This window comes from Afifella sp. YEN Y35 (assembly GCF_047553465.1).
Classification (GTDB): domain Bacteria; phylum Pseudomonadota; class Alphaproteobacteria; order Rhizobiales; family Afifellaceae; genus Afifella; species Afifella aestuarii.
Window position 1 is genome coordinate 816,105 of record NZ_CP180203.1, and the last position, 22,357, is coordinate 838,461.

The following is a 22,357-nucleotide window of genomic DNA, read 5'->3' on the forward strand; positions in this document are numbered from 1 at the left end:
GACATGCAGGAGATTGTCTTGATGATCGTCGAACGGTTTTTGACCTGGATCGAAAGTGCCGCACCGAGGCGACGTGTGGAAGCCGCGAGTGCGCTTGCACGTGCTTTTCTCACCTCCGAATTGTCGCCGGAGGAGCATGACGGCCTCGAAGCAGCGATGACCATCCTGCTCGACGATCCGAATCGTCTGGTCCGTCTGGCGCTCGCGGAACAGCTGGCAGACAGCGATAGGGCGCCGCACCATGTCATTCTCGCGCTGTCTGCAGATCACTTTGAAGTGGCGACGATCGTGGTCGAACACTCGCCGCTTCTCCTCGACGGCGAACTCGTCGATCTCGTGGCGACACGCGAGCCGGAAGTGCAGGCGGCGATCGCGCGTCGCAGAACTGTGTCGCGCGCGCTTGCCGCCGCGATCGCGGAAGTCGGCTGCCTGGAAGCCGTGATGGATCTCCTCTGTAACGACGGGGCCTGCGTGGCGCGTTTCTCCCTCGATCGGATCGTCGAACGCTATGGCCACGAGGCGGAGCTGCGCGAAATGCTCTTGGCGCGCAGCGATCTGCCTGTGGGCGTGCGCCAGGTCCTTCTGGAAGATCTGGCGGACAGCCTCTGCGCCTTCGTCTCCGCGAAAGGCTGGCTTTCTCCGATGCAGGCGCGTGCGGTTGCCGACGAAACGCTCGAACGCGCGGTCCTCGTCTTGGCCGAAGACGCCGGACCTGCGGGCCTCGTGCAACTCGTCAACCGACTTCTCGATTCGGATCAGCTGACCCCCGTGCTCCTCGTGCGCGCGGCGGTCTGCGGACAGATCGATTTCTTCGAGCAAGCGATCGCCGCGCTTGCCGATATGCCGCGACGGCGGGTTTCCGCTCTCGTGGCCGCCGGGCGCTCCTCCGGGCTCGGCGCACTTCTTCGAAAGGCCGGACTGCCCGCGAGCGCCGTGCCTGTCATCGTGACCGTCATGGAGGTCTTGCGCGACCTCGATTGCGAGGCCGGTTCCGGTCACGATTATCGGCGCGCCACCCGGCTGATCGACGCCGTGCTCCTGCGTTACGGAGCCCGGCCGACGGGGGAACTCGACGATCTTCTCGCTCTTCTGAGGCGTCTTGCGATGGATGCAAAGCGTGATGCGGCGCGCGGCTACGCCCTTCAGATCAAGGCGGCCGCCTGAGCGTCAGTAGCGGAACTGCTCGGCCAGGATGCGTTCGTCCCAGCCGTGATCGGGATCGAACATGATAAAGCCGGTCACCGTCTTGTCTTCGACGATCGAAACCTGACGCACGCTCTTGAATTCCGTGTGGTCGGCGACTGCATTGACCGGCCGCTTGTCGGTCTCGAGCACTTCGAGCGTCACTTCGGCCCGATCGGGCAGCAGGGCGCCGCGCCAGCGACGCGGCCGAAACGGGCTGATCGGGGTCAAGGCCAATAAGGGTGCGTTGATCGGGATGATGGGCCCGTGGGCGGAGAGATTGTAGGCCGTCGAGCCTGCCGGTGTCGCAAGCAGGATGCCGTCGCAGATGAGCTCTTCGAGGCGGACATGGCCGTCGATCGTGATCCTCAGCTTTGCGGCCTGATAGGATTGGCGGAAGAGCGCCACTTCATTGACGGCGTGCGCCGTGATCGTTTCGCCGTCCGCGGTGAGAACGCTCATGCGCAGCGGATGGACCGGCTCCACCTTCGCTTCCGAAATGCGCTCCATCAGACCTTCCGGCCTGTACTCATTCATCAGAAAGCCGACGGAGCCGCGGTTCATCCCGTAGATCGGCTTGCCCGAATCCATGTGTGCGTGCAGCGCCTGCAGCATCAGCCCGTCGCCGCCGAGAGCCACGACGACATCGGCATCTTTGGGCGGGACCTCGCCATAGGTTTCCCGCAAAAGGTCTGCCGCCCCCACGGCCTCGGGCGAATCGGAGGACATGATGGCGATCTTCTTGATCGGCGATACGATCGTCATGACGGGCGTGTCGGTAGCGGCGGTTGTGGCGAGCCCAGCTTCGGGTCACGTTTCGCCTAGCACGGAGCCGGCCGCTTCGGCAAAGCTGTAGTTGCGCGTGGACCCTGGAAGGCCCTCGCGGACACGGAAATCAAAGGCGAACGACCATGGACGACGAAGACGAGCGCAAGCGCAGTGTGGGCGGGCTGCAGGAGACGGGGCAGTTGATGCTTCTCTATATTCCCTGCCCGGACATGGAGACGGCGAAAGAGCTCGCTGCAGCCGCGGTTTCCGAAAGGCTGGCGGCCTGCGCCAATATCCTCCCGACAATGGTCTCCGTCTATCGCTGGCAGGGCGCCATCGAGGACGAGGAGGAGACGGTGCTGATCCTGAAGACGCCGCCCGAGAGGGAGGCGGACCTGCGTCGCCTCATCGAGGCAAGACACCCTTATGACGTCCCGGCCATCCTGACGCTTGCCTCGGTGCAGGTGAACACACCCTATCTCGAATGGGCGCAGGCGGAGACGGCATGAGCCGCAGCCGCAAGCGCGGGCTCCTCGTGTCTCTCTCCGGTCTTCCCGGTGTCGGCAAGTCAAGCATCGCGAGCGTGCTGGCCGCTGAGATCGCGGCCATCTGGCTTCGTATCGATTCCATCGAGAACGCCATTCGCGCGTCCGGCGTCGTCGATGACGATATGAAGGATGCCGGTTACCGCGCGGCCTATGCCGTTGCCGCGGACAATCTCGCCTTGGGTCATCGCGTCATCGCCGATTGCGTCAATCCGTGGATGCTGACCCGCGACGCGTGGCGCGAGGTCGCGCACACAGCCGACGCAGAGCTTCTGGAGGTGGAGATCATCTGCACGGATCGTGATGCGCACCGCCAGCGGGTCGAAACCCGAAGGATGGTTTCGGACGGCTGCGCAGGACCGACCTGGCAAGAGGTTGTGGCGCGGGATTACCGGCCCTGGACGCGTCCCGTCCCGGTGGTCGAAACCGCGGGCAGAAAGGTTTGCGACTGTGCGGCCGATATCCGGCACATGCTGGCGCTTTAAGAGGCTCGCCCGCGCAATCAGGCGGCGCCGCGTTGTCTTTCTTCGATCAGCATATCGTTGATCGCTTCCGGCGGGACCGGCCCGGAAAACAAGAAGCCCTGGATTTCGTCGCAGCCGATGAAACGCAGATATTCGCGCTGCCGCTCGGTTTCGACGCCTTCGGCCGTCACCAAAAGTCCGAGCGCGTGGCCGAGTTCGACGATCGCGTCGACGATCGCGGTCGAATCAGCCGTTTCTCCGATCGGTTGCACGAAGGAGCGGTCGATCTTCACCTTGTCGACCTTCAGCATTCTGAGCCGATTGAGGCTCGAATAACCCGTGCCGAAATCGTCGAGCGCGACCCGCACGCCATGGCTTCTCAGATGCAGCAATTCCTCTGCAGCACTTTTGCCTTCCTTGAGGAGGACGCTTTCCGTGATTTCGATTTCGATCTGGTTCGGGTTCACCCTTTCCTCGCGCATGATCCGGAGCAGGCGCCCGGCAAGTCCGAGCCGTTCGAAAGAGCAGGGCGATATGTTCACGGCAACGGTCAGCTCCGGCCAGTCTCGCGCCTGACGGCAGGCGTGGCGCAGAACCCACTCGTCGAGCTTGGCCACGAGGCGCGTGTCTTCGGCGAGGCCGATGAAGGCGCCGGGCAGAAGGAAGCCGAGCCGCGGATGACGCCAACGCAGGAGCGCTTCCACCCCGCAAATCTCGCCGTCGCGTCCCGACACTTGCGGCTGATAGTGAAGGACGAGATCGCGCCCGCCTCGCGCCAGCGTCGCTGCGAGTTCTTCTTCGATGAGGTGACGGGCGCGCAGGGCAGCGTCCATTTCCTGTGAGAAGGCGACGAAGCGGTCGCGGCCCTCGCGCTTGGCCGCATAAAGAGCAATGTCGGCCCGCCTCAGAGATTCGCTCCGGGGCATGTCGGGATGAAGAAAGGTGTAGCCGATCGAGACGCCGACATGGGCCGTGCCTCCTTCGATCGAGAAAGGCGCGCTGGCGCATGAGAGGATGCGCTCGCAGATCACCGAGATATCCTCTCGCGTGCCGAGATTGCGAATAAGAATGGCGAATTCGTCGCCGCCGAGGCGTCCGAGCATGTCCTTTTCACCGAGCAGGCGCGTGACGCGGGTTGCGAACTGCCGGATGACATCATCTCCTGCCGGGTGGCCGTAAGTGTCATTCACTTCCTTGAAGCGGTCGAGATCGGCGAAAAGGAGGGCAATGCTCTCTTCGCCTGCCAGAGGCAGAATGCGCTCCAGCCGTTGAATGACGCCTGAGCGGTTCGGCAGGCCGGTCAGCCCGTCGTGCGATGCGAGATGGAGCGCGCGGAGTCGCCCAGCCTCGATCTCGGCCGAACTGCGGTAGATGTTGCGGGCGTAGAAGACGATGAGTGCCAGCATCGCAAGACCCGCGATTACGGCCGTCGGAAGCACCTGGTTGAGGATTTCACGACCTGGCAGATCTGGCTCCCAGGCGAGATAGGCGAGCGTGTTGCCCTTATCGTCCAGAACCGGGAGAGACGTTTCGTTGAACTTCTCCGGCTCATCCGCCTGGATGCGCGCTTTGGCCAGGAGGTAGCCGTCGCGGATGTGATCGAGGAAGGCGCGATCGATAAATTGCACGCTGACGAGCACGTATTCTTCGCCCGGCGTGACACGCAAAGCCTCAGAGTAAGGCAGGAGCGGGAGGAGACTGATGATCGCAGGCCGTCCGCCGACCATCTTGACACTGCGCTCGACGACGGCGTCGCGTCCTTCGACTTCTGCGAAACGGCGGTGAAGGCTTGCCAGTTCGGGTCCCATGATGGGCAGCACGTCTGCGGCTGTCTCAAGGTCTGCAGCCCGGCCTTCTTCCATGGCGTAGATCGCACGGTCGTCAGGCGCGACGACGAGGGTGCGATCGTGCCCAAAAAATTCATACATCCACTCGCCGAGATTCTCGTGAATCCAAGGCATATCCCGGTTTTTTGCCGCCTCGACGGCTTCATCCCACCAGGTGACGCTCTTCTGCTCTTCGGAGACGCGCGTCGTCTGGGCCTCCATGGCATGGCGCACGAGCTGCTGCTGTCTTTCGATGGAGACGTGGTCTGTGCCCACGAGCGCTTGCAGAACGACGAACAACATTCCGCCAACAGCCAGGAGGGCGAACAGGCTCATCACCCACAATACGTGGGTGGAAAGCGCTTTCGCCTTGCGGATAGCTCCCATGTCGAAACCTCTTTGAATCGAGATCTAATGGGATGTCTGTCTGATCTGAGGCTGACCTCCTGGCCGCAAAGCGTCGGAGCAAGGCGAGATGTGGTTGAGAAATAACGAATTTTGTGCGGGGTTTGGTGCTGCCGCTGGGACTTCAGCGGCTTGCGGTCAGCGGCGCTCCTTGTCCGGCCGCAGCCAGGCGAAGCCGTAGGGCGCGAGCCTCAGGCTGGTGCCCGGTTTCAAGTTGCGAGGGGGTGCGCCGGGTCCGAAGAGAACGGAGGTATAGGCGGTCTCCTCGCTATCGCTTTCCCGAGCGGGTTCGAGTGTCACCTCGACCTCCTCATCGGAAAGGTTGTGATAGGTGAGGGTGACATTTCCCTTCCACTCGCTGCGCAGTGCGAGAACCCCCGTGTCGCTGTCCATCACCGTCCATTTTCCCCATCCGATTTCGGGCAACGACCTTCGAATGTGCACGAGTTCGCGAACGAAGGAGAGCAGCGAGTCCGGCTCGCGTATGGCGTCGGCGATGTTGACCTTGTCGTAGGCGAAAGGGCCGTCGCTCAGGACTGGACGAACGAGTGCTTCGCGATCGGCTGAGGAAAAGCCGCCGTTCTTGCGGTTCGACCATTGCAACGGCGTGCGCACGGAATTGCGCTCCTCAAGGCTCTGGTCGTCGCCCATGCCGATTTCCTCGCCGTACCAGATGACGGGTGTTCCGGGCAGCGCGAACATGAGAGCGTAAGCGAGCTTGAGGCGGCGGACATCGCCTTCGAGCATCGGTGCGAGGCGGCGACGGATGCCCCGGTCATAGACGATCATTCCGGGATCGGGCGCCATCGCATCGAAGACCTCCTGGCGCTCTTGCGAGGACAAGCGGCCGAGATCGACTTCGTCGTGGTTTCGGAGGAAGGAGCCCCACTGACCTTCCACCGGCAGATCCGGCATGATCGACATGATGCGGCGGATCGGCTCGGCATCGCGGCGCGTCATGGCCAGAAACATGTGCTGGTTCAGCATGAAGTTGAAGACCATGTGCATGCGGTTGCCGTCTTCGCCGAAATAGCTCGTCACTTCCTTCATGGTGACGTTGGCTTCGGCGAGAAGGACCGATTCCGCCTTTCGCCAGGAGAGGAAGCGGCGCATGTCGGAGAGATACTCGGCCGGGTTGCGGGCCGGTGCGTGATCGAGGCCGAGATATTCGATCAGGAAGGGCACGGCATCGATGCGGAAGCCCGAGACGCCGAGCTGCAGCCAAAAGCCCATGATCTTGTCGATCTCTTCGCGCACCGCCGGGTTGGCGATGTTGAGATCGGCCTGGTGTTTGTAGAAGCGGTGCAGGTACCAGGCCTTAGCCTTCTGGTCGTAGGTCCAGATCGCCTCCTGCACGCCGGGAAACACGATGCCGTCGTGGATATTCTCCGGCTTTTCCTCCGACCACACATACCAATCGCGATAGGGGGAGTTCGGGTCGGAGCGGGCGCTTTGGAACCAGGGATGGTCCGTCGAGGTGTGGTTGACGACGAGGTCGACCAGAACTCGCAGGCCTCTGTCTGCCGCGGCGCGCGTGAAGGCGACGAAATCCCCGAGTGAGCCGAGACGTGGATCGACATTGTAGAAATCGGAAATGTCGTAGCCGTTGTCGCGGTTGGGTGTCGGGTAGAAGGGCAGGAGCCAGATACAGGTCGCGCCCAGTGCCTCAATGTGATCGAGGCGATCGGCCAGCCCGCGGAAATCGCCGACTCCGTCGCCATTGCCGTCCATATAGGCGTCCACATCGAGGCAATAGATGACAGCGTTCTTGTACCAGAGATCGAGCATTGCAGGGCTCCTGCCTGAGGTTTGAGATCAGTCGGCGAGTTCGACGACGAGGCCTTCGTTTGCGGGTATCTCGATGGTGCCGGAGAGCTCGTCTCCGGCCTCTCTTCCGAGGCAAGACAGCACGACGTGGCCACGCACGCCCTCATCCAGCATCAGCCGATGGGTGGTGCTGCCGAGGTTGAGGACGATCAGAAAGCGCTCCTCGCCGTGCTCGCGGCGAAACGCGAGGATGTCTCCTTCGGCCGTCACGGGCACGTAGCGTCCGATGGAAAGAGCCTTTCGCTCGCGCCTCAGCTCGAGCAATCGTTTGTAGAGGCAGAGAAGCGAGGATCGATCCTGCTTCTGCGCGGCGACGTTGCGGTTGCTCTCTCGGTGATCCACCGGCAGCCAGGGCTCGACAGTCGAAAAGCCGACGTGGGCGCTCTCATCCCATTGCATCGGGGTGCGCGCCGGATCGCGATTGAAGCCGAGGCCCGGCTCGTTCTTCTCCCACGGATCCTGCACGCGTTCGGGAGGGATCGGGACCTGCACCATGCCGATCTCGTCGCCGTAATAGAGCGTGGGTGTGCCTCGAAGGGTAAGAAGCAGCAAAGCCGCAACCCGCGCCTGGGCAGGGCCGAGACGATCGGCGATGCGCGCCTGGTCGTGGTTTCCTAGCACCCAATTCGGCCACCCGCCGTCGGGAAGCGCCGTCTCGTATTCGCGGATGAGATTGTCGATGTGGCGGGCATCCCAGGCCGATTGCAGGAGCTGGAAGTTGAACGGGAGGTGCGCGCCTTTGAGGTCGTCGCCGTAATAGGCCATCAAGCGCTCGATCGGCAGATAGATTTCGCCGATGAGAACACGCTCGTCGTACTCCTCGAGCACGGCGCGCATCTCAGCGATCACCTCGTGCACTTCCGGCTGATCGCAGGAATGAACCTCGAGCAGGCGATTGAGCTCGCGCTGATGCGGCTCGTAGGCGGGATTGATGGGGTTGTCGCGCAGGTCGGCATCCTTGATCAGGTGCCAGATCACGTCGACGCGGAACCCGTCGACGCCTCGGTCGAGCCAGAAGCGCAGGGCGTCGTGCATGGCCCACCGCACTTCCGGGTTTCGCCAGTTGAGGTCGGGCTGCTCCTTCAGGAAGGCATGGTAGTAATACTGGCCCGTCGCTTCGTCGAACTGCCAGGCGCTGCCACCAAAATTGGAGATCCAGTTGTTCGGTGGGCTGCCGTCCGGAGCGGGGTCGCGCCAGATATACCAGTCCCGTTTCGGGCTATCGCGCGAAATGCGGCTCTCCTGAAACCAGGGGTGCCGGTCCGATGTGTGGTTCGGCACGAAGTCCAGGATGAGCTTCATGCCGGCTTGGTGGATGTCGGCGCTCAGGCGGTCGAAATCCTCGAGCGTCCCGAAGATCGGATCGACGTCGCAATAATCGGCAACGTCGTAGCCGAAATCTGCCATCGGAGAGGGATAGAAGGGCGAGATCCAAACTGCGTCGACGCCGAGCCAGGTGAGATAGGGAAGGCGTTGACGGATGCCTTCCAGGTCGCCGATGCCGTCGCCATTCGAATCTTGAAAAGACCGCGGATAGATTTGGTAGATCGTTCCATGCTGCCACCACAGAGTGTCGGACATCTCGCCTCTTTCTCTCGCTCTTTCTTTGCTGTGAAACCGTCGTCGCCCGTCGCAAACTGAACGCGTGAGGCCGCGTGAGGTTCGCATCTGCGAAAAACCGATTTCGCTTGGAGGCTAGCGGGTTTCGCGGACCGGCAAGTCGGCGTTCCGAGTTTGTGTTAGGCGACGGCTAAGACATCTTGACGAAGATGTGGCCGGAGCAATCGAAAACCCAAAGAAGGGCGCCGGGGGACAGTCTCAGTGAAGTTATCAAGTCGTTATGTTTTCGAGAGGCGGTGGACGGCACTGTCTCATCTCGTGATGCTTTTGCTTGTTCTCGTTCTCATGAGTGCTGCGGGCGCTGCGTTTGCCCAAACCTCGGACGGAGAACCGCCGGCACCTGACGAACAGACGCAGGAGCAAGCATCGCCGCGTGCGGTCGATGTCGGGCTTTACATGAGCCCGCCTTTCGTCATGGAACAGGACAACCGCTATGAGGGCATGGCGATTGATCTCTGGGAGACGATCGCCGGGCGACTGAATTTCAAAACGAACTACCAGCCCTATCCGACCATTGCGGCACTTCTCGATGCGACGGCCTCTGGCGAGATCGACGTTGCGGTTACCAATCTCTCCATCACCGAACAGCGTGCCCACCGGATCGACTTCACCTATCCCTGGTTCGACGCCGGCCTTCGGATCATGATCAACGAGGATGCCGGGGCCGGCTTCAGCGAGGTCGTGTCGGGGTTGAGGGATAGCGGCTTTCTGAGAGCCTATCTTTGGCTCGCCTTCGTCATTCTCGTGGCGACCGTCCTGAGCACTATCTACTATCGTCGCTTCGATCCGGAGTTTCCGAAGACGTGGCCCGATGCGCTCGCCGAGGGCTTTTACTCCGTCATGTCGGTGGCGACGTCCGGGCGGGCTCCGATCCGCAAGAACCTGTTCGGCTGGGTCGGCCGGGTCTGGGCAGCCCTCTGGCTCGTCTGCGGTGTCGCTGTCGTCGCCTATCTGACGTCGACCGTCACCAGCGTCATGACGGCGATTTCGATCAACAGCCAGATCGACAGTCTTGCCGATCTGCCGGGAAAGACCGTCGGGGTGTTCAAGGGCGGTGTTTCGGAGGCTTTCGCCCAGCAGGCCTTTCTCGAGACGCGGGCCTACAATGATCTCGACGGGGCTGTGGCCGGTCTCCTTGATGGCGATATCGATGCGATCATCGCCGATGCGCCCGTCCTGGAATATTACGCCCACACGCATCAGGACGAGCCGCTCGACGTCGTGGGTCCGATCTTCGAGCCGGACAAATATGGTTTCGGCGTCAGCCGAAATTCCGGTCTGACGCGGGATTTGACCGTCGAGGTCATCTGGGCCGAAGAGAGCGAGCTGGTGGAACGTTTGCGCACGCAGTATTTCGGCGACGATCCCTCCTGAGCTTTCTGCATCGTGGCCGGCGCGCTCCGCTGTCGCCGAAGGCGTCCATTCCCGTGGTCGTGCCTTCGGCGCTCGACGAGGCTCGCGATCCGCGCCATGAAGGAGCCTTCACGTGTTCGCGGCGGTCGGGGCGGCGCATCGATCGCGCTGGCTTCGTCCGCGCCAGAATGAAGAGCCGGCTGTGGTTGAGATCAAAAGTGAACGGCTGATCGCAGATCTGCGGCGCCTCGCCGAATTCGGAAAGTACAAGACCGGGGTCGATCGGATCGCGTTTTCGCAGGCCGATGTCGCGTCGCGCGACTGGCTCAAAGAGAGGCTGGGCGAAATCGGCCTCGTCGTGAAGCAGGATCGTTTCGGCAATGTCTACGGGGCGTGGCCGGACGTCGACCGGGCTCTGCTGCTCGGTTCGCATTCCGACACGGTGCCGCGTGGCGGCTGGCTCGATGGTGCGATGGGCGTCATCTACGCGCTCGAAGTCGCGCGGGCATTTCGCGAGAGCGGCACGAGCGTTCCTATCGGTATCGACGTCATCGCCTTCCAGGATGAGGAGGGCACCTATCTGCCTCTCCTCGGCTCCAAGAGCCTCGCCGGGCTCCTGTCGGAGGGTGACGTCGGGCATGCGCACCGATCGGATGGCGAGGCGCTCACCTCTGCCATCGCTTCGGCAGGTTTCCTGGGCGATCCGATCGTCGCCGACAGGCGTCGTCTCAGTGGTTTCCTCGAGGGCCACATCGAACAGGGCCCACGGCTCCTTGCCGCCGGGCGGAGGATCGGCATCGTCACCGGCTTTGCCGGCACGCGCCGCATGAGCGTGAAGGCGGAGGGGCGTGCAGATCACGCCGGAACGACACCGATGACGATGCGCCGCGATGCGGGCCGCGCGATCTTCGCTTTCGCGTCCTGGGTGGATTCGACCTTTCCGGAGCTCTCCGGATCGGAGACCGTTTGGAATATCGGCAGTGTGGCGCTGAAACCGGGCGCCCCGAATGTCGTGCCGTCTCGGGCCGAACTTGCGCTGGAGTTTCGAGACGGCGACCTGGAGCGGCTGGAGCGAATGGAATCGGCCGTGCACGACAAGGCGGCGGCACTTCAGCGCGAGACCGGGCTTGCTGTCTCCGTCGATGTGACCACGCGGGTCCCTCCGACGACGACCAATTCGCAGCTTGCGGAGGAACTCGCCGAAGCGGCCGCAGATCTCGGCGAACAACCGATGCGGCTTGCAAGCGGGGCCGGTCACGACTGCATGATTATCGGCCAGACGATGCCGGCGGCGATGTTTTTCGTACCGAGCATCGGTGGACGCAGCCATGATATCGACGAAGATACGGCGGAAGAGGATATCGTCTTCGGCTGTCGGGTGCTGGCTCGTGCGGTCGAGCGACTGATCTCAAACGAGCTGCCGTGACGAGGGGAAGAACGATGCGCGCCATTCACCGTCGAAAGGACACCTCCTCTTCGAATGCCGCCTCGAAGGTCGTGACGCAAACCGCCTTGGCGCTTGGTCTTTTCGCCGTTCTCGGAACGCTTGGCGGATGCGGGATGGGCCGCACGGTGTCGGATACGTCCAACACGTTCGATGACCTTTCCGGGCTCGCTCAGAAATGGCACGAGCCGGACCGAAAGGCAGAGGACGGGAGCCCGGCTTCGGAAACGGAGCCCGCGTCGCGTTAGCCTCCGGCGAGGCATTCCGACTGCGAAGTCCGGAATCGTCTCAACGACTTCGATCGAAACGTTCATCCAAGCATTGCGGCTGAGGACGGGCAGGGCACTTCACCCCCGAAGGGCCCATGGTCTACCCGCAGAGATCCTGCATGAGGTCATGGTCGTCTGAGGGAGGCCGGATGTCGCCTCCTTCATTTATGCCTCGTTGATGCGATCCGCCAAAAACGCGAATGGCCCGTTTATGGCCTCCGCGCCCATCCTCCGGTCACGTTCCGGATGATGGAGATGAAATGCTCGACGTCTTCTTTGTCGGCCTCGCGCTTGGCTTTTTCGCTGCCGCAGCCCTTTCGCTGCGCCTCATCGAGAGGCTTTGAGCGATGGCTTTCGACCTTGTGCTCGGCGCCGTCGTGGCGCTCGCCCTTCTCGGCTATCTCGTCTGGGCGCTCCTCAATCCAGAAAAGCTTTGAGGCGCGGCCATGTCGTCCGACATCCTGCTTTTCATCGTCTACGGCGCCGTCGTCACGGCGCTCGCCTGGCCGCTCGGGCTCTTTATGGCGCGGCTCTTTTCGGGAGAACGAACACTCCTGACGCCGGTGCTCGGCCCGATCGAGCGGCTCTTCTATCGCGCCGGCGGCATCGATCCCGATGCGGGTCAGAATTGGGCACGCTACGCGGCGGCCTGCCTCGCCTTCAACGCGGCCGGCTGGCTGATCCTCTATGCGATCCTGCGCCTGCAAGGCCACCTGCCGCTCAACCCGCAAGGTTTTGGGGGGCTTGCGCCCGATCTCGCCTTCAACACGGCGGTCAGCTTCGTCACCAACACCAACTGGCAGGCCTATGGGGGCGAGACGACGCTTTCGTATCTCAGCCAGATGGCGGGGCTGACGGTGCAGAACTTCGTCTCGGCCGCGACCGGCATCGCCGTCGGCGCCACCGTGATCCGAGGCTTTGCCGGCCGCGGGTCCGATGGCGCGGATGCGCGCAATCTCGGCAATTTCTGGGTCGATCTCACCCGGGCGGTCCTCTACCTGCTCTTGCCTCTCTCGATCCTCTTCACGCTCTTTCTCGTCTGGCAGGGGGTGCCGCAAAACCTCTCCGCCTATGTGGACGCCACGACGCTCGAGGGCGCGCGGCAGACGATCGCCCAGGGGCCAGCAGCGGCGCAGATCGCCATCAAGCAGCTCGGCACCAATGGCGGCGGCTTTTTCAACGCCAATTCCGCCGTGCCTTATGAAAACCCGACGCCGCTTTCGAATTTCGCCGAGATGGTGACGATCCTTCTCATCCCGGCGGCCTTCACCTTCATGTTCGGTCGCATGGTGCGCGACATGCGCCAGGGCGTGGCGATCTTTGCCGCCATGGGCATCCTCTTTCTCGGCGCGCTGGCGCTCACCTATGGGGCGGAGAGCGAAGGCAACGCGCTCTTCGCGAACCTTCCCGTCGAGCAGGCCGCCGGCAATATGGAGGGCAAGGAAGTCCGCTTCGGCGTGGGCGAATCGGCGCTCTGGGCGACGGCGACGACTGCCGCCTCCAACGGCTCAGTGAATTCCATGCACGACAGCTTCACGCCGCTCGGTGCTCTCGCGCCGATGCTGCTCATGCAGGTCGGCGAGGTGGTCTTCGGCGGTGTCGGTTCCGGCTTCTACGGCATGCTCGCCTTCGTCGTGCTGACCGTCTTCCTGGCCGGATTGATGGTCGGAAGAACCCCTGAATATCTCGGACGCAAGATCGAGACGAGAGAAGTGAAGCTCGCCGTCATCGCCTTCCTGGTCATGCCGCTCGGCGTCCTCGTTTTCGGCGCCGCGGCCGCGACGCTCCCGGTGGCACTCGCCTCGCTTCAGGACAAAGGCCCGCACGGGCTGTCGGAGATCCTTTACGCCTATTCCTCGGCGACGGGGAACAACGGCTCGGCCTTTGCGGGCTTCGGTGCTGACACGCCCTTCCACGACACGCTCCTCGGCATTGCCATGCTCCTCGGTCGCTACGTCTTCATCGTGCCGATGCTGGCGATCGCCGGCTCGCTGGCGGCCAAGAAGAAGGTCGCGGCCTCGGCCGGCACATTTCCGACGGACGGTCCTCTCTTCGTCACGCTTCTCGTCGCGGTCGTCCTGATCCTCGGCGGGCTCACCTTCTTTCCGGCGCTCGCCCTCGGGCCGATTGCCGAACACACGGCGATGCTCGCCGGGGAGACGTTCTGATGCCGCAAGCTCCTTTGCAGGCCGCAACTCACGGCGATCTCCCGAGCGCCGACACTGCGGCCCTCCATCAGCATCCTGTCAGAAAGCCAGGCGCCATGCGCAGAAAGCCTGATATTTCTCTCTTCGACATGCAGGTGACGGGGCCGGCTTTGCGCGTGGCGCTCGTCAAGCTCGATCCGCGTCATCTGATGAAGAACCCCGTCATCTTCGTCACGGAGGTGGCGGCGGCGCTCTCCACGCTCCTTTTCCTGCGCGGTGTCGTGACCGGTGCCGGCGAGACGGCGGTGGTGGGCCAGATCGCAGCCTGGCTCTGGTTCACGGTCTATTTCGCGACGTTTGCCGAAGCGATGGCGGAAGGTCGTGGCAAGGCGCGGGCGGACACGCTGCGGGCGACGCAGACCGAAACGCCTGCGAAGCTTCTCGCAGCGCTCGATGCGGTGGAGACACGGACGGTTTCGAGCCACACGCTGAAACCCGGCGATCTCGTTCTCGTCGAAGTGGGCGACATCGTCCCGGCGGATGGTGAGATCGTCGACGGCATCGCCTCGGTCGACGAATCGGCAATCACCGGCGAATCCGCCCCCGTCATTCGCGAGGCGGGGGGCGATCGCTCCGCCGTCACCGGCGGTACGCGCCTCGTCTCCGACTGGCTGAAGGTGAAGGTGACGTCGAAGCCGGGCGAGACGTTTCTCGACCGCATGATCGCGCTCGTGGAGGGAGCGGAGCGGCAGAAGACGCCGAACGAGGTGGCGCTCGGGATCCTGCTTGCCGGCATGACCATCATCTTTCTGATCGTCACCGCGACGCTCGAGCCCTTCCTGCTTTATTCCGGTGCGACGGTTCCCGTGGCCTTTCTGATCGCGCTTCTCGTCACCCTCATCCCGACGACCATCGGAGGCCTTCTCTCGGCGATCGGAATTGCCGGAATGGACCGGCTGGTGAAGGCGAACGTCATTGCCAAGTCAGGTCGGGCCGTGGAGGCGGCGGGCGATGTCGATACGCTCCTTCTCGACAAGACCGGCACGATCACCTTCGGCAACCGGATGGCCGACGATTTTCTGCCGGTTTCAGGCATCGATGAACGGCAGCTTGCCGAGCTCGCGCATCTTGCTTCGGCGGCAGACGAGACGCCGGAAGGAAAATCGATCGTCGACCTTGCCCGCAAACGCCTCGGCCGGCAGATCGATCACGATGATCGGGTGGTCGCGGCTATTCCGTTCAGCGCGCAGACCCGTATCTCAGGGGCCGATCTGAAAGACGGGCGCGCGATCCGCAAGGGGGCGAGCGACGCGATTCTCGCCTGGTGCGACAAGGCGCCGACGCCGGAGCTTTCGCGCCTCATCGAACGCATCGCCCGCTCCGGGGGCACGCCGCTCGTCGTCGCCGCCGACCGCAAGCCGATCGGCGTCGTGCATCTGAAGGATGTGGTGAAGCCCGGTATCCGCGAGCGCTTTGCCGAGCTCCGGCGCATGGGGGTGCGCACCGTTATGGTGACGGGCGACAACCCGCTGACGGCGGCAGCGATCGCGGCCGAAGCAGGCGTCGACGATTTCCTGGCGGAAGCGACGCCGGAAAAGAAACTCGAACTCATTCGCGCCGAGCAGGCGGGGGGCAAACTCGTCGCCATGTGCGGCGACGGGTCCAACGATGCGCCGGCGCTGGCGCAGGCCGATGTCGGCGTCGCCATGAATTCCGGCACGCCCGCCGCCAAGGAGGCCGGCAATCTCATCGATCTCGACAGCGATCCGACGAAACTCATCGAGATCGTGCTCGTGGGCAAGCAGCTGCTGATCAGCCGCGGTTCGCTCACGACCTTCTCGATCGCCAATGACGTGGCGAAATATTTCGCGATCCTGCCGGCGATCTTCGTGGCCGCTTATCCAGGTCTCGCAGCGCTCAACGTCATGCGCTTGGAAAGCCCGGCAAGCGCCATTCTGTCGGCGGTGATCTTCAACGCGCTCGTCATCATCGCGCTCATCCCGCTCGCCTTGAAGGGCGTGCGCTATGCGCCGGCGACGGCCGCGAGCCTCTTGCGGCGCAATCTTCTCATTTACGGCCTCGGGGGGCTGATCGTGCCCTTCATCGGCATCAAGGCCATCGACCTTCTCATCACCTCCATCGCAATCGTTTGAGCAAAGCCATGATCGACCAGCTTCGTCCTGCCATCGTTCTTTCGGTTCTCATGACCGTGCTTCTCGGCCTCTGCTATCCGCTCGCCATGACCGGTCTCGCTCAAACGCTGTTTCCACCCGAGGCCGCCGGCAGCCTCGTCGAGCGCAACGGACAGGTCGTGGGATCCCGTCTGGTCGCCCAGACATTTTCGGCTCCGGGCTATTTCCATCCGCGGCCGTCGGCCGGTGACGTCGATGCCGGCGCGTCCGGAGGCAGCAATCTCGGTCCCACCAGCGCGGCCCTCCTCAAGCGGGTTTCGAGCGAGGCCGAAAGGCTCAGCCGGGAAGCCGGAGGTGCGCGCGTGCCCGTCGATCTCGTTACGACATCGGGCAGCGGTCTCGATCCGCATATCTCTCCGGAAGCGGCTTTCTTTCAGGCGCCGCGAGTCGCCAAGGCGCGAGACCTTCCCCTGCAGCAGATGCGCGACCTGGTCGCGCGTCATATCGAGGGGCGCAGCTTCGGTCTTTTCGGCGAGGCACGCGTGAATGTTCTTGCGCTCAACCTGGCGCTCGACGAGCTTCGGCCGGCCGGGAATAACGGCGTGCCGGTGGCGGAAGGGGCGATCAGCAGGACGCAATGAACGAGCCGGATAACCGTCCCGAGCCTGAAGCTCTTCTTGCGGAAGCATCGCGGGAAGGAAGGGGGCGGCTCAAGATTTTCCTCGGTGCAGCGCCCGGCGTCGGCAAGACCTATTCCATGCTCGAAGCAGCGCGCGAGCGCCGCACGGCGGGTCTCGACGTTGCCGTCGGCGTCGTCGAAACGCACGGCCGCGCCGAGACGGAACGCCTTGCAGCCGGGCTTGAAATCATCCCGAGGCGGCGCGTCCTCTATCGCGGCCGGTTTCTCTCCCAGATGGACGTCGATGCGATCCTGAAGCGTCGGCCGGGCCTCGTCCTCGTCGACGAACTCGCCCACACCAACGTTTCCGAAAGCCGGCATCCGAAGCGCTGGCAGGATGTGGAGGAGCTGATCGGCGCGGGCATCGACGTCTATACGACGCTCAACATCCAGCACCTGGAGAGCCTCAACGACGTCGTCGCGCGCATCTCCGGCGTGCGTGTGCGCGAGACGGTGCCCGATCGCGTCGTCGAACTGGCGGATGAGATCGAGCTGATCGACCTGCCTCCCGACGAGCTGATCGAAAGGCTGCGTGAGGGGAAGGTCTACGTCCAGGAGCAGATTGCGCGGGCCATCCAGAACTTCTTCTCCAAGGGCAATCTGACGGCTCTGCGCGAGCTTGCCATGCGCGTCGCGGCCGATCGCGTCGACGCGCAGATGATGGCGCATATGAAGAGCCACGCGATCCCGGGGCCGTGGCCGACACAGGAGCGAATCCTCGTTTGCGTCAACGAATCGCCGGTCGCCGGCGTGCTGGTGCGGGCCGCCAAACGGGCTGCCGACCGCGGCCGCTTTCCGTGGATCGCGGTGCATGTCGTCACCCCGGCCTCGGAGAGCCTGCCGGAGGCCGCGAAGGATCAGATCGCCGAGACGCTGAGGCTCGCCGAGACCCTCGGCGGCGAAGTCGCTTCGCTCAACGCAGAATCGCGCATCGCGCAAGAGATTCTCGCTTTTGCACGCTCGCGCAATGTGAGCCGCATCGTCGTCGGTCGCCCGCGCATGCGCACCTTTTCCGCGCGGTTCTTTCGCGAGAACGTGGCGAGCGAGATCATTCGCGCCGCGAGGGATTTCGAGGTCACGGTGATCGCCTCGGACGCCGCACGAGCGCGTCGCGACAAGGTGAGGGCGCCGCATCTCTTTCCGACCTGGGAGGCGGAAGCCTATGGGGTGGCGACCGTGGCCGTTCTCGCGAGCAGCGCGATCGGGGCGGCGGTCCATCGGGCTCTGCCGGTGGAGAGCCTGTCGCTCCTCTACCTTGCCTCGGTGATCGCCCTCGCCACGCGGTACGGCCTCTGGCCCTCGATCTATGCGAGCGTCCTGTCCTTCCTCGCCTACAACTACTTTCTGACCGAGCCGTATTATACGTTCAGCGTCCACAGCGAGACGGTGGTCCGCACCCTTCTCCTCTATCTCGCCGTCGCGATCGCGACCGGCAATCTGGCCGCACGGTTGCGCGCGCAGGTGAAGGCACAGCGCAACATCGCCCGGCGTACGGCCGCGCTCTACGATTTCAGCCGCAAGATCGCGAGCGCCGCTTCGCTCGACGATGTGGTCTGGGCGGCCGTCCACCACGTCGCCTCGACGCTGAACTGCTCCTCGCTCATCCTCGGGCCCGGCCCGGACGGGCAGCTGACCATCCTCGGCGGCTATCCGCCCGAGGATCAGCTCGAGGCGAAGGATCGTGGAGCCGCCGAATGGGCCTGGGAGCACGGCGAAATCGCCGGCTGGGGCTCGCCCACGCTGCCGGCGTCTTCGTGGCTGTTTCTGCCGCTCAAGACGGCGCATGGCAGGGAAGGGCTGCTCGGCGTGAGCTTTGCGCGCTCGCAGCCGCTCGCTCCCGACGAGCGCCGCCTCCTGGAAGCGCTCGTCGATCAGGTGGCGATCGCCGTCGAGCGCACCCGTCTGGCGGCCGACATGGAGGAGACGCGGCTGCTTTCCGAGACGGAGAGGCTGCGCGCCGCGCTTCTGTCGTCCGTCAGCCACGATCTGCGCACGCCGCTCGTGTCCATCATTGGGGCCGCGTCGGGCCTCCTGGAGGCCGATGAAGCGCTCGGCCCGTCGGGTCGTGTGGCGATGGCGGAAACCATCCGCGACGAGGGCGAGCGGCTCAACCGCTACATCCAGAATCTCCTCGACATGACGCGTCTCGGCTATGGCGCATTGCAGGTCCGGCGCGACTGGGTCGACATGCGGGAGGTGGTGGGCCGCGCCGTTCGTCAGCTTCGGCGGCGCCTTGCGGGACATACCCTCGCCATCGAGCTGCCGCGTGACTTGCCCATGGCTGCGGGGGATCCCGTGCTTTTGGAGCAGGTCATCGCAAATCTTCTCGACAATGCCGCGAAATACGCCGAGGCCGGCACCGAGATCGCGGTTTCGGGCCGCGTCGAGGCGGGGCAGCTTCATCTCTCGGTGCGCGACGAGGGCCCGGGCATCCCGGTCGAGGACCGCGCCCGTGTGTTCGACATGTTCTATCGCGTGCGTGCCGGTGACGCGCAGAGAGCCGGCACCGGCCTCGGGCTCGCCATCTGCAAGGGGATCGTGGAGGCACACGGCGGTGAGATCACCATCGGCACGGGCTCGGGAGGCCGCGGAACCGTCATAAATGTAAAGCTTCCTCTGGCTCCCGAGGTGCCGAAGACGGCGACGGCAGAACCATGAGCGCCACGCGTATCCTGATCGTCGACGACGAGCCGCAGATCCGGAAGTTCCTCCGGGTGGCGCTCGGAGCGCATGGTTTTGAGGTTTTCGAGGCGGAGAATGGCCGCAAGGGAGTGGAGGCCGTCGCCTTGAAGGAACCCGACCTCGTCATTCTCGATCTCGGTCTGCCCGATATCGATGGCAAGGAGGTGATCACGCGCCTTCGCGAATGGTCGAACCTGCCGATCCTCGTGCTGTCCGTCAGGGAAGGCGAGGACGAGAAGGTCGCCGCCCTCGATGCCGGGGCGAACGACTACGTGGTCAAGCCTTTCGGAATCCCGGAGTTTCTGGCGCGCGTGCGGGTTCTCCTGCGTCCCGCGCGAAAAACCGGAGAGGACAGCGCCGAGATCATCGTCGGTGATCTGACGCTCGATCTCGCCCGCCACGAGGTGTCGCTGGCGGCGGAGAAGCTCAAGCTGACGCCGAAAGAATTCGAACTTCTCGCTTATCTGATGCGCAATGCCGGCCGCATCCTCACCCACCGGCAGATCCTGACGAGCGTCTGGGGGCCCGCGAATGCCGAAGACGTGCAGTATCTGCGCGTCTTCGTCGGACGTCTGCGCCAGAAACTCGGCGATGACCCGGCGAGCCCTCGCTACATCCTGAACGAGCCCGGGGTCGGCTACCGCTTCCTGCGCCCGGAGGAGTGAGGGCGGCGTGCTGAAACTCATGCCCGTCGCCGCTCCATATGGTTCTGCCTAAATCACATTATAAACCAATATGATGTTTGGTTTTGTTAATGCCATATGGGCGCTGTTGCCATCGCTCCGTGGCTCCGCAGAACACCGGCTCGCCTGTCACTGGTTTCTGCCAGAGTTCGGTGCCGGCTCTGTCTGCGGAAGAACAGCCGGAGCGATCTCCGTCTGGCCGGGGGCAGGCGCCGAATCCGCCGGCGGCGCAACGGGCGCCTGGCCTGTCATCATCTCGTCGGCAGAGGCGGCGGGCCTCTCCTGGTCGGCAGGTGTGGAGGCCTGATCTGGCGCCGACGTTGTGCCGGATGGCGAAGCCGCCTCTGGCGATTGCTGCGGGCCGGAGCTGCCTGCTGCCGATCCCGAGGTTGCACCGGAGGCTCCGGCACTGCCCGCAGACGCGGCCGAGACCTGATCGGTGCCGATCGGCTGAGGCGTGACGGAGCCGTCGGCGGCCGCCACGCGCCAGACTGTGTTGCCGGCGTCATCGGCAATCAAGAGCGCGCCAGTGCCGTCGATCCCAACACCGACCGGGCGGCCATGCGCTTCGTCGCCATCAATGAAGCCGGTCACCACATCTTGCGCCATGCCAGAGGGTGTGCCGTTCTCAAACGGGATGAAGACGACCTTGTAGCCGTTGAAGAAGCTGCGGTTCCAGCTGCCGTGCTCGCCGACGAAGGCGCCGTTGCGATAGGCCTGTGGCAGGGCAGAGTTCAACGAAAAGGTCATGCCCAAAGGCGCGACGTGGCTCGAGAGGGCGTAGTCCGGCGCGATCGCCTTCTCCACCATATCGGGCCTCTTCGGGCGGACGCGCTCGTCGACATGATCGCCGTAATAGCTCCACGGCCAGCCGTAAAAGGCGCCCTGCTGGACGGAGGTCATGTAGTCGGGGACAAGGTTCGGCCCGAGTTCGTCGCGCTCGTTGACGACCGCCCAGAGCGCGCCGGTCTCCGGATTGAAGGTCAGGCCATTCGGGTTGCGGAGTCCCGAGGCGTAAACCCGCGCTGCGCCGGTTTGACGGTCGACCTGCCAGATTGCGGCGCGACCTTTCTCGGCCTCCAGTCCGTTTTCCAGGATGTTGGAATTGGAGCCGACCGACACGAAGAGGCTCTGCCCGTCCGGAGAGAGGGCGAGATCCTTCGTCCAATGATGGTCGATCGGTCCGCCTGGAAGCGGGGTGAGCACTTCCGGCGATGCCGTAATCTCGGTGTCTCCGAGCGCGTAGGGATAGGTGAGAATGGCGTCGGTTGCGGCCACGTAGAGCGTGCCGTCGGCCCACGCCACGCCGAAGGGGGAGTTCAGTCCGGTGAGAAGATCGTGGCGTTCATCGACCGTGCCGTCGCGATCGGTGTCCCGCAAAAGCGTGATGAGATTGCTTTCCTTCGTATCGCCGCCTCCGCCATGGGCAAAAGACATGATCCATCCGCGGATGATATCCTTCGGACGCGACACGGGTTCGCCTCCTGGACCTCGCGATTGGATGACGAGGACGTCCCCATTCGGCAGCGTATGCAGCGCCCGCGGATTGGCGAGATCCTGGGCATAGGCGGTGATGGCGAGGCCATCAGGCACCGATGGCGCTTCGCCCTCATTCCAGCCGATCACCTCTGCCACCTTCATGTTGGCAATGAGCGGAGGATCAGGCTCCGGGAGAACCGGATCGGGACCGATCTGTTGCGAAATGTCGAAGTCTGAGCCGTCGTCACCGCAACTCGCCAGCATGGCGGTCAGGAGGACGCTGCCGGCGAGCGTGAGCGTGCGGCCCGCGAGACCCGCGTGAAGTCTAGGCATGGTCGCGATCTCCCCGATGGCTGCTCGCCGTCATGGAGCGGCCGAGAAATCCGGTCGCTATCATGACGAGGACGGTGAGAATGGAGAGGGTGAGGCCCCACGGAACGACGGCCGTCCAGCCGTCACCGGCATGGATGAGGCTGTTGATGAAGGCGAGCACGAGGACGATGATGCTGCCGATCGCGTGCGGCCCGGCTGCACCGCTTCTGCGGGCCGACCTGCGGACGAGAATGTCGATGATACCGACAAGCGCGGCAAGGACGCCGACGACGAGACCGACGAAGAGGAGCCATGCGGAGAAATTCTGCCACATGAGATTGGCCGTCTGCCAGTAGGCGAGGTCCGTGAGGAGGGCGAGGGTGAAACAGACCGTCGGGAACTGGACCAGCACTGCGTGGATGGGCTGCCCGGCGACGGCGTCGTCCGCGGCGGGATGCGATTGCGCCATGGATTGCACCTTCCGATTTGTTCGGTGGCATTGGACTGAGTGACAGTGAAATGACCCGTGGGGGCGCTTTC

The 22,357-nt window shown here is 63.8% G+C and carries 17 protein-coding genes; 11 read left to right on the forward strand and 6 right to left on the reverse strand.

All coding sequences use genetic code 11. From position 1 onward, the window contains the following. Positions 1-3 precede the first annotated feature (3 nt). Positions 4-1,164, forward strand: a complete 1,161-nt coding sequence (locus ACK8CP_RS03940; protein WP_414833407.1) for a DUF2336 domain-containing protein — start codon at positions 4-6, stop codon at positions 1,162-1,164. A 3-nt stretch (positions 1,165-1,167) separates the two neighbouring features. On the opposite strand, the gene ACK8CP_RS03945 is transcribed toward ACK8CP_RS03940, so the two are convergent. Next, positions 1,168-1,947 (reverse strand): NAD kinase, encoded by a 780-nt coding sequence (locus ACK8CP_RS03945; protein ID WP_128291722.1) that lies wholly within the window; start codon positions 1,945-1,947, stop codon positions 1,168-1,170. Positions 1,948-2,093: 146 nt separating this feature from the next. Here ACK8CP_RS03945 and cutA point away from each other — a divergent pair, with 146 nt between their 5' ends. Together cutA and ACK8CP_RS03955 are read left to right on the forward strand one after the other, a co-directional pair. Continuing rightward, positions 2,094-2,459 carry a divalent-cation tolerance protein CutA gene (gene cutA, locus ACK8CP_RS03950; protein WP_414833408.1) on the forward strand — a complete coding sequence of 122 codons (366 nt, stop codon included), beginning with the start codon at positions 2,094-2,096 and terminating at the stop codon, positions 2,457-2,459. Next, positions 2,456-2,980 (forward strand): AAA family ATPase, encoded by a 525-nt coding sequence (locus ACK8CP_RS03955; protein WP_414833409.1) that lies wholly within the window; start codon positions 2,456-2,458, stop codon positions 2,978-2,980. Before cutA ends, ACK8CP_RS03955 begins: the two co-directional genes overlap by 4 nt. 17 nt (positions 2,981-2,997) lie before the next feature. On the opposite strand, the gene ACK8CP_RS03960 is transcribed toward ACK8CP_RS03955, so the two are convergent. The 3 genes from ACK8CP_RS03960 to ACK8CP_RS03970 form a co-directional block, all read right to left on the reverse strand. Further along, positions 2,998-5,172: a putative bifunctional diguanylate cyclase/phosphodiesterase gene (locus ACK8CP_RS03960; protein ID WP_414833410.1), complete on the reverse strand. Its 2,175-nt coding sequence runs from the start codon at positions 5,170-5,172 to the stop codon at positions 2,998-3,000. Positions 5,173-5,328: 156 nt separating this feature from the next. Further along, entirely contained in the window at positions 5,329-6,978 is a 1,650-nt protein-coding gene (locus ACK8CP_RS03965; RefSeq protein WP_414833411.1) for an alpha-amylase family protein, read from the reverse strand. A gap of 27 nt (positions 6,979-7,005) precedes the next feature. After that, positions 7,006-8,598, reverse strand: a complete 1,593-nt coding sequence (locus tag ACK8CP_RS03970) for an alpha-amylase family glycosyl hydrolase (protein WP_414833412.1) — start codon at positions 8,596-8,598, stop codon at positions 7,006-7,008. A gap of 435 nt (positions 8,599-9,033) precedes the next feature. Between ACK8CP_RS03970 and ACK8CP_RS03975 the strand changes: the two genes are divergently transcribed. The 8 genes from ACK8CP_RS03975 to ACK8CP_RS04010 all read left to right on the forward strand — a co-directional run bounded on the left by ACK8CP_RS03975 (position 9,034) and on the right by ACK8CP_RS04010 (position 20,008). Continuing rightward, a complete protein-coding gene (locus ACK8CP_RS03975; protein WP_414833413.1) occupies positions 9,034-10,011 on the forward strand; it encodes a transporter substrate-binding domain-containing protein in 978 nt (325 codons plus the stop codon). Positions 10,012-10,192: 181 nt separating this feature from the next. After that, positions 10,193-11,416, forward strand: a complete 1,224-nt coding sequence (locus ACK8CP_RS03980; protein ID WP_414833414.1) for a hydantoinase/carbamoylase family amidase — start codon at positions 10,193-10,195, stop codon at positions 11,414-11,416. A 634-nt stretch (positions 11,417-12,050) separates the two neighbouring features. After that, positions 12,051-12,140, forward strand: coding sequence for a K(+)-transporting ATPase subunit F (gene kdpF / locus ACK8CP_RS03985; RefSeq protein WP_092816200.1), 90 nt, complete (start codon positions 12,051-12,053; stop codon positions 12,138-12,140). A gap of 9 nt (positions 12,141-12,149) precedes the next feature. Then, positions 12,150-13,871 (forward strand): potassium-transporting ATPase subunit KdpA, encoded by a 1,722-nt coding sequence (kdpA, locus tag ACK8CP_RS03990; protein WP_414833415.1) that lies wholly within the window; start codon positions 12,150-12,152, stop codon positions 13,869-13,871. A gap of 95 nt (positions 13,872-13,966) precedes the next feature. Continuing rightward, positions 13,967-16,003 (forward strand): potassium-transporting ATPase subunit KdpB, encoded by a 2,037-nt coding sequence (gene kdpB, locus ACK8CP_RS03995; protein ID WP_414833416.1) that lies wholly within the window; start codon positions 13,967-13,969, stop codon positions 16,001-16,003. 8 nt (positions 16,004-16,011) lie between these two features. Then, positions 16,012-16,623: a potassium-transporting ATPase subunit KdpC gene (gene kdpC / locus ACK8CP_RS04000; RefSeq protein ID WP_414833417.1), complete on the forward strand. Its 612-nt coding sequence runs from the start codon at positions 16,012-16,014 to the stop codon at positions 16,621-16,623. Further along, positions 16,620-19,319, forward strand: coding sequence for an ATP-binding protein (locus ACK8CP_RS04005; RefSeq protein WP_414833418.1), 2,700 nt, complete (start codon positions 16,620-16,622; stop codon positions 19,317-19,319). Before kdpC ends, ACK8CP_RS04005 begins: the two co-directional genes overlap by 4 nt. Continuing rightward, entirely contained in the window at positions 19,316-20,008 is a 693-nt protein-coding gene (locus tag ACK8CP_RS04010) for a response regulator (protein WP_414833419.1), read from the forward strand. Before ACK8CP_RS04005 ends, ACK8CP_RS04010 begins: the two co-directional genes overlap by 4 nt. 147 nt (positions 20,009-20,155) lie before the next feature. Here the strand turns inward: ACK8CP_RS04010 and ACK8CP_RS04015 are convergent, their stop codons facing one another. Further along, on the reverse strand, positions 20,156-21,838 hold the full coding sequence (locus ACK8CP_RS04015; protein WP_414833420.1) for a PQQ-dependent sugar dehydrogenase: 1,683 nt from the start codon (positions 21,836-21,838) through the stop codon (positions 20,156-20,158). Beyond that, positions 21,831-22,286, reverse strand: a complete 456-nt coding sequence (locus ACK8CP_RS04020; RefSeq protein ID WP_414833421.1) for a DUF2231 domain-containing protein — start codon at positions 22,284-22,286, stop codon at positions 21,831-21,833. The genes ACK8CP_RS04015 and ACK8CP_RS04020 overlap by 8 nt, the downstream gene beginning before the upstream one ends. Positions 22,287-22,357 lie beyond the last annotated feature (71 nt).

Excerpts from the sequence above, each read along its gene's own strand:
- kdpC (WP_414833417.1), top strand. The coding sequence starts at position 16,012 with ATGATCGACCAGCTTCGTCCTGCCATCGTTCTTTCGGTTCTCATGACC.
- cutA (WP_414833408.1), top strand. The coding sequence starts at position 2,094 with ATGGACGACGAAGACGAGCGCAAGCGCAGTGTGGGCGGGCTGCAGGAG.
- kdpF (WP_092816200.1), top strand. The coding sequence starts at position 12,051 with ATGGCTTTCGACCTTGTGCTCGGCGCCGTCGTGGCGCTCGCCCTTCTC.
- ACK8CP_RS03945 (WP_128291722.1), bottom strand. The coding sequence starts at position 1,947 with ATGACGATCGTATCGCCGATCAAGAAGATCGCCATCATGTCCTCCGAT.
- ACK8CP_RS03960 (WP_414833410.1), bottom strand. The coding sequence starts at position 5,172 with ATGGGAGCTATCCGCAAGGCGAAAGCGCTTTCCACCCACGTATTGTGG.
- kdpA (WP_414833415.1), top strand. The coding sequence starts at position 12,150 with ATGTCGTCCGACATCCTGCTTTTCATCGTCTACGGCGCCGTCGTCACG.
- ACK8CP_RS04020 (WP_414833421.1), bottom strand. The coding sequence starts at position 22,286 with ATGGCGCAATCGCATCCCGCCGCGGACGACGCCGTCGCCGGGCAGCCC.
- kdpB (WP_414833416.1), top strand. The coding sequence starts at position 13,967 with ATGCGCAGAAAGCCTGATATTTCTCTCTTCGACATGCAGGTGACGGGG.
- ACK8CP_RS03940 (WP_414833407.1), top strand. The coding sequence starts at position 4 with ATGCAGGAGATTGTCTTGATGATCGTCGAACGGTTTTTGACCTGGATC.
- ACK8CP_RS04005 (WP_414833418.1), top strand. The coding sequence starts at position 16,620 with ATGAACGAGCCGGATAACCGTCCCGAGCCTGAAGCTCTTCTTGCGGAA.
- ACK8CP_RS03975 (WP_414833413.1), top strand. The coding sequence starts at position 9,034 with ATGAGCCCGCCTTTCGTCATGGAACAGGACAACCGCTATGAGGGCATG.
- ACK8CP_RS04015 (WP_414833420.1), bottom strand. The coding sequence starts at position 21,838 with ATGCCTAGACTTCACGCGGGTCTCGCGGGCCGCACGCTCACGCTCGCC.
- ACK8CP_RS03965 (WP_414833411.1), bottom strand. The coding sequence starts at position 6,978 with ATGCTCGATCTCTGGTACAAGAACGCTGTCATCTATTGCCTCGATGTG.
- ACK8CP_RS03970 (WP_414833412.1), bottom strand. The coding sequence starts at position 8,598 with ATGTCCGACACTCTGTGGTGGCAGCATGGAACGATCTACCAAATCTAT.
- ACK8CP_RS04010 (WP_414833419.1), top strand. The coding sequence starts at position 19,316 with ATGAGCGCCACGCGTATCCTGATCGTCGACGACGAGCCGCAGATCCGG.
- ACK8CP_RS03955 (WP_414833409.1), top strand. The coding sequence starts at position 2,456 with ATGAGCCGCAGCCGCAAGCGCGGGCTCCTCGTGTCTCTCTCCGGTCTT.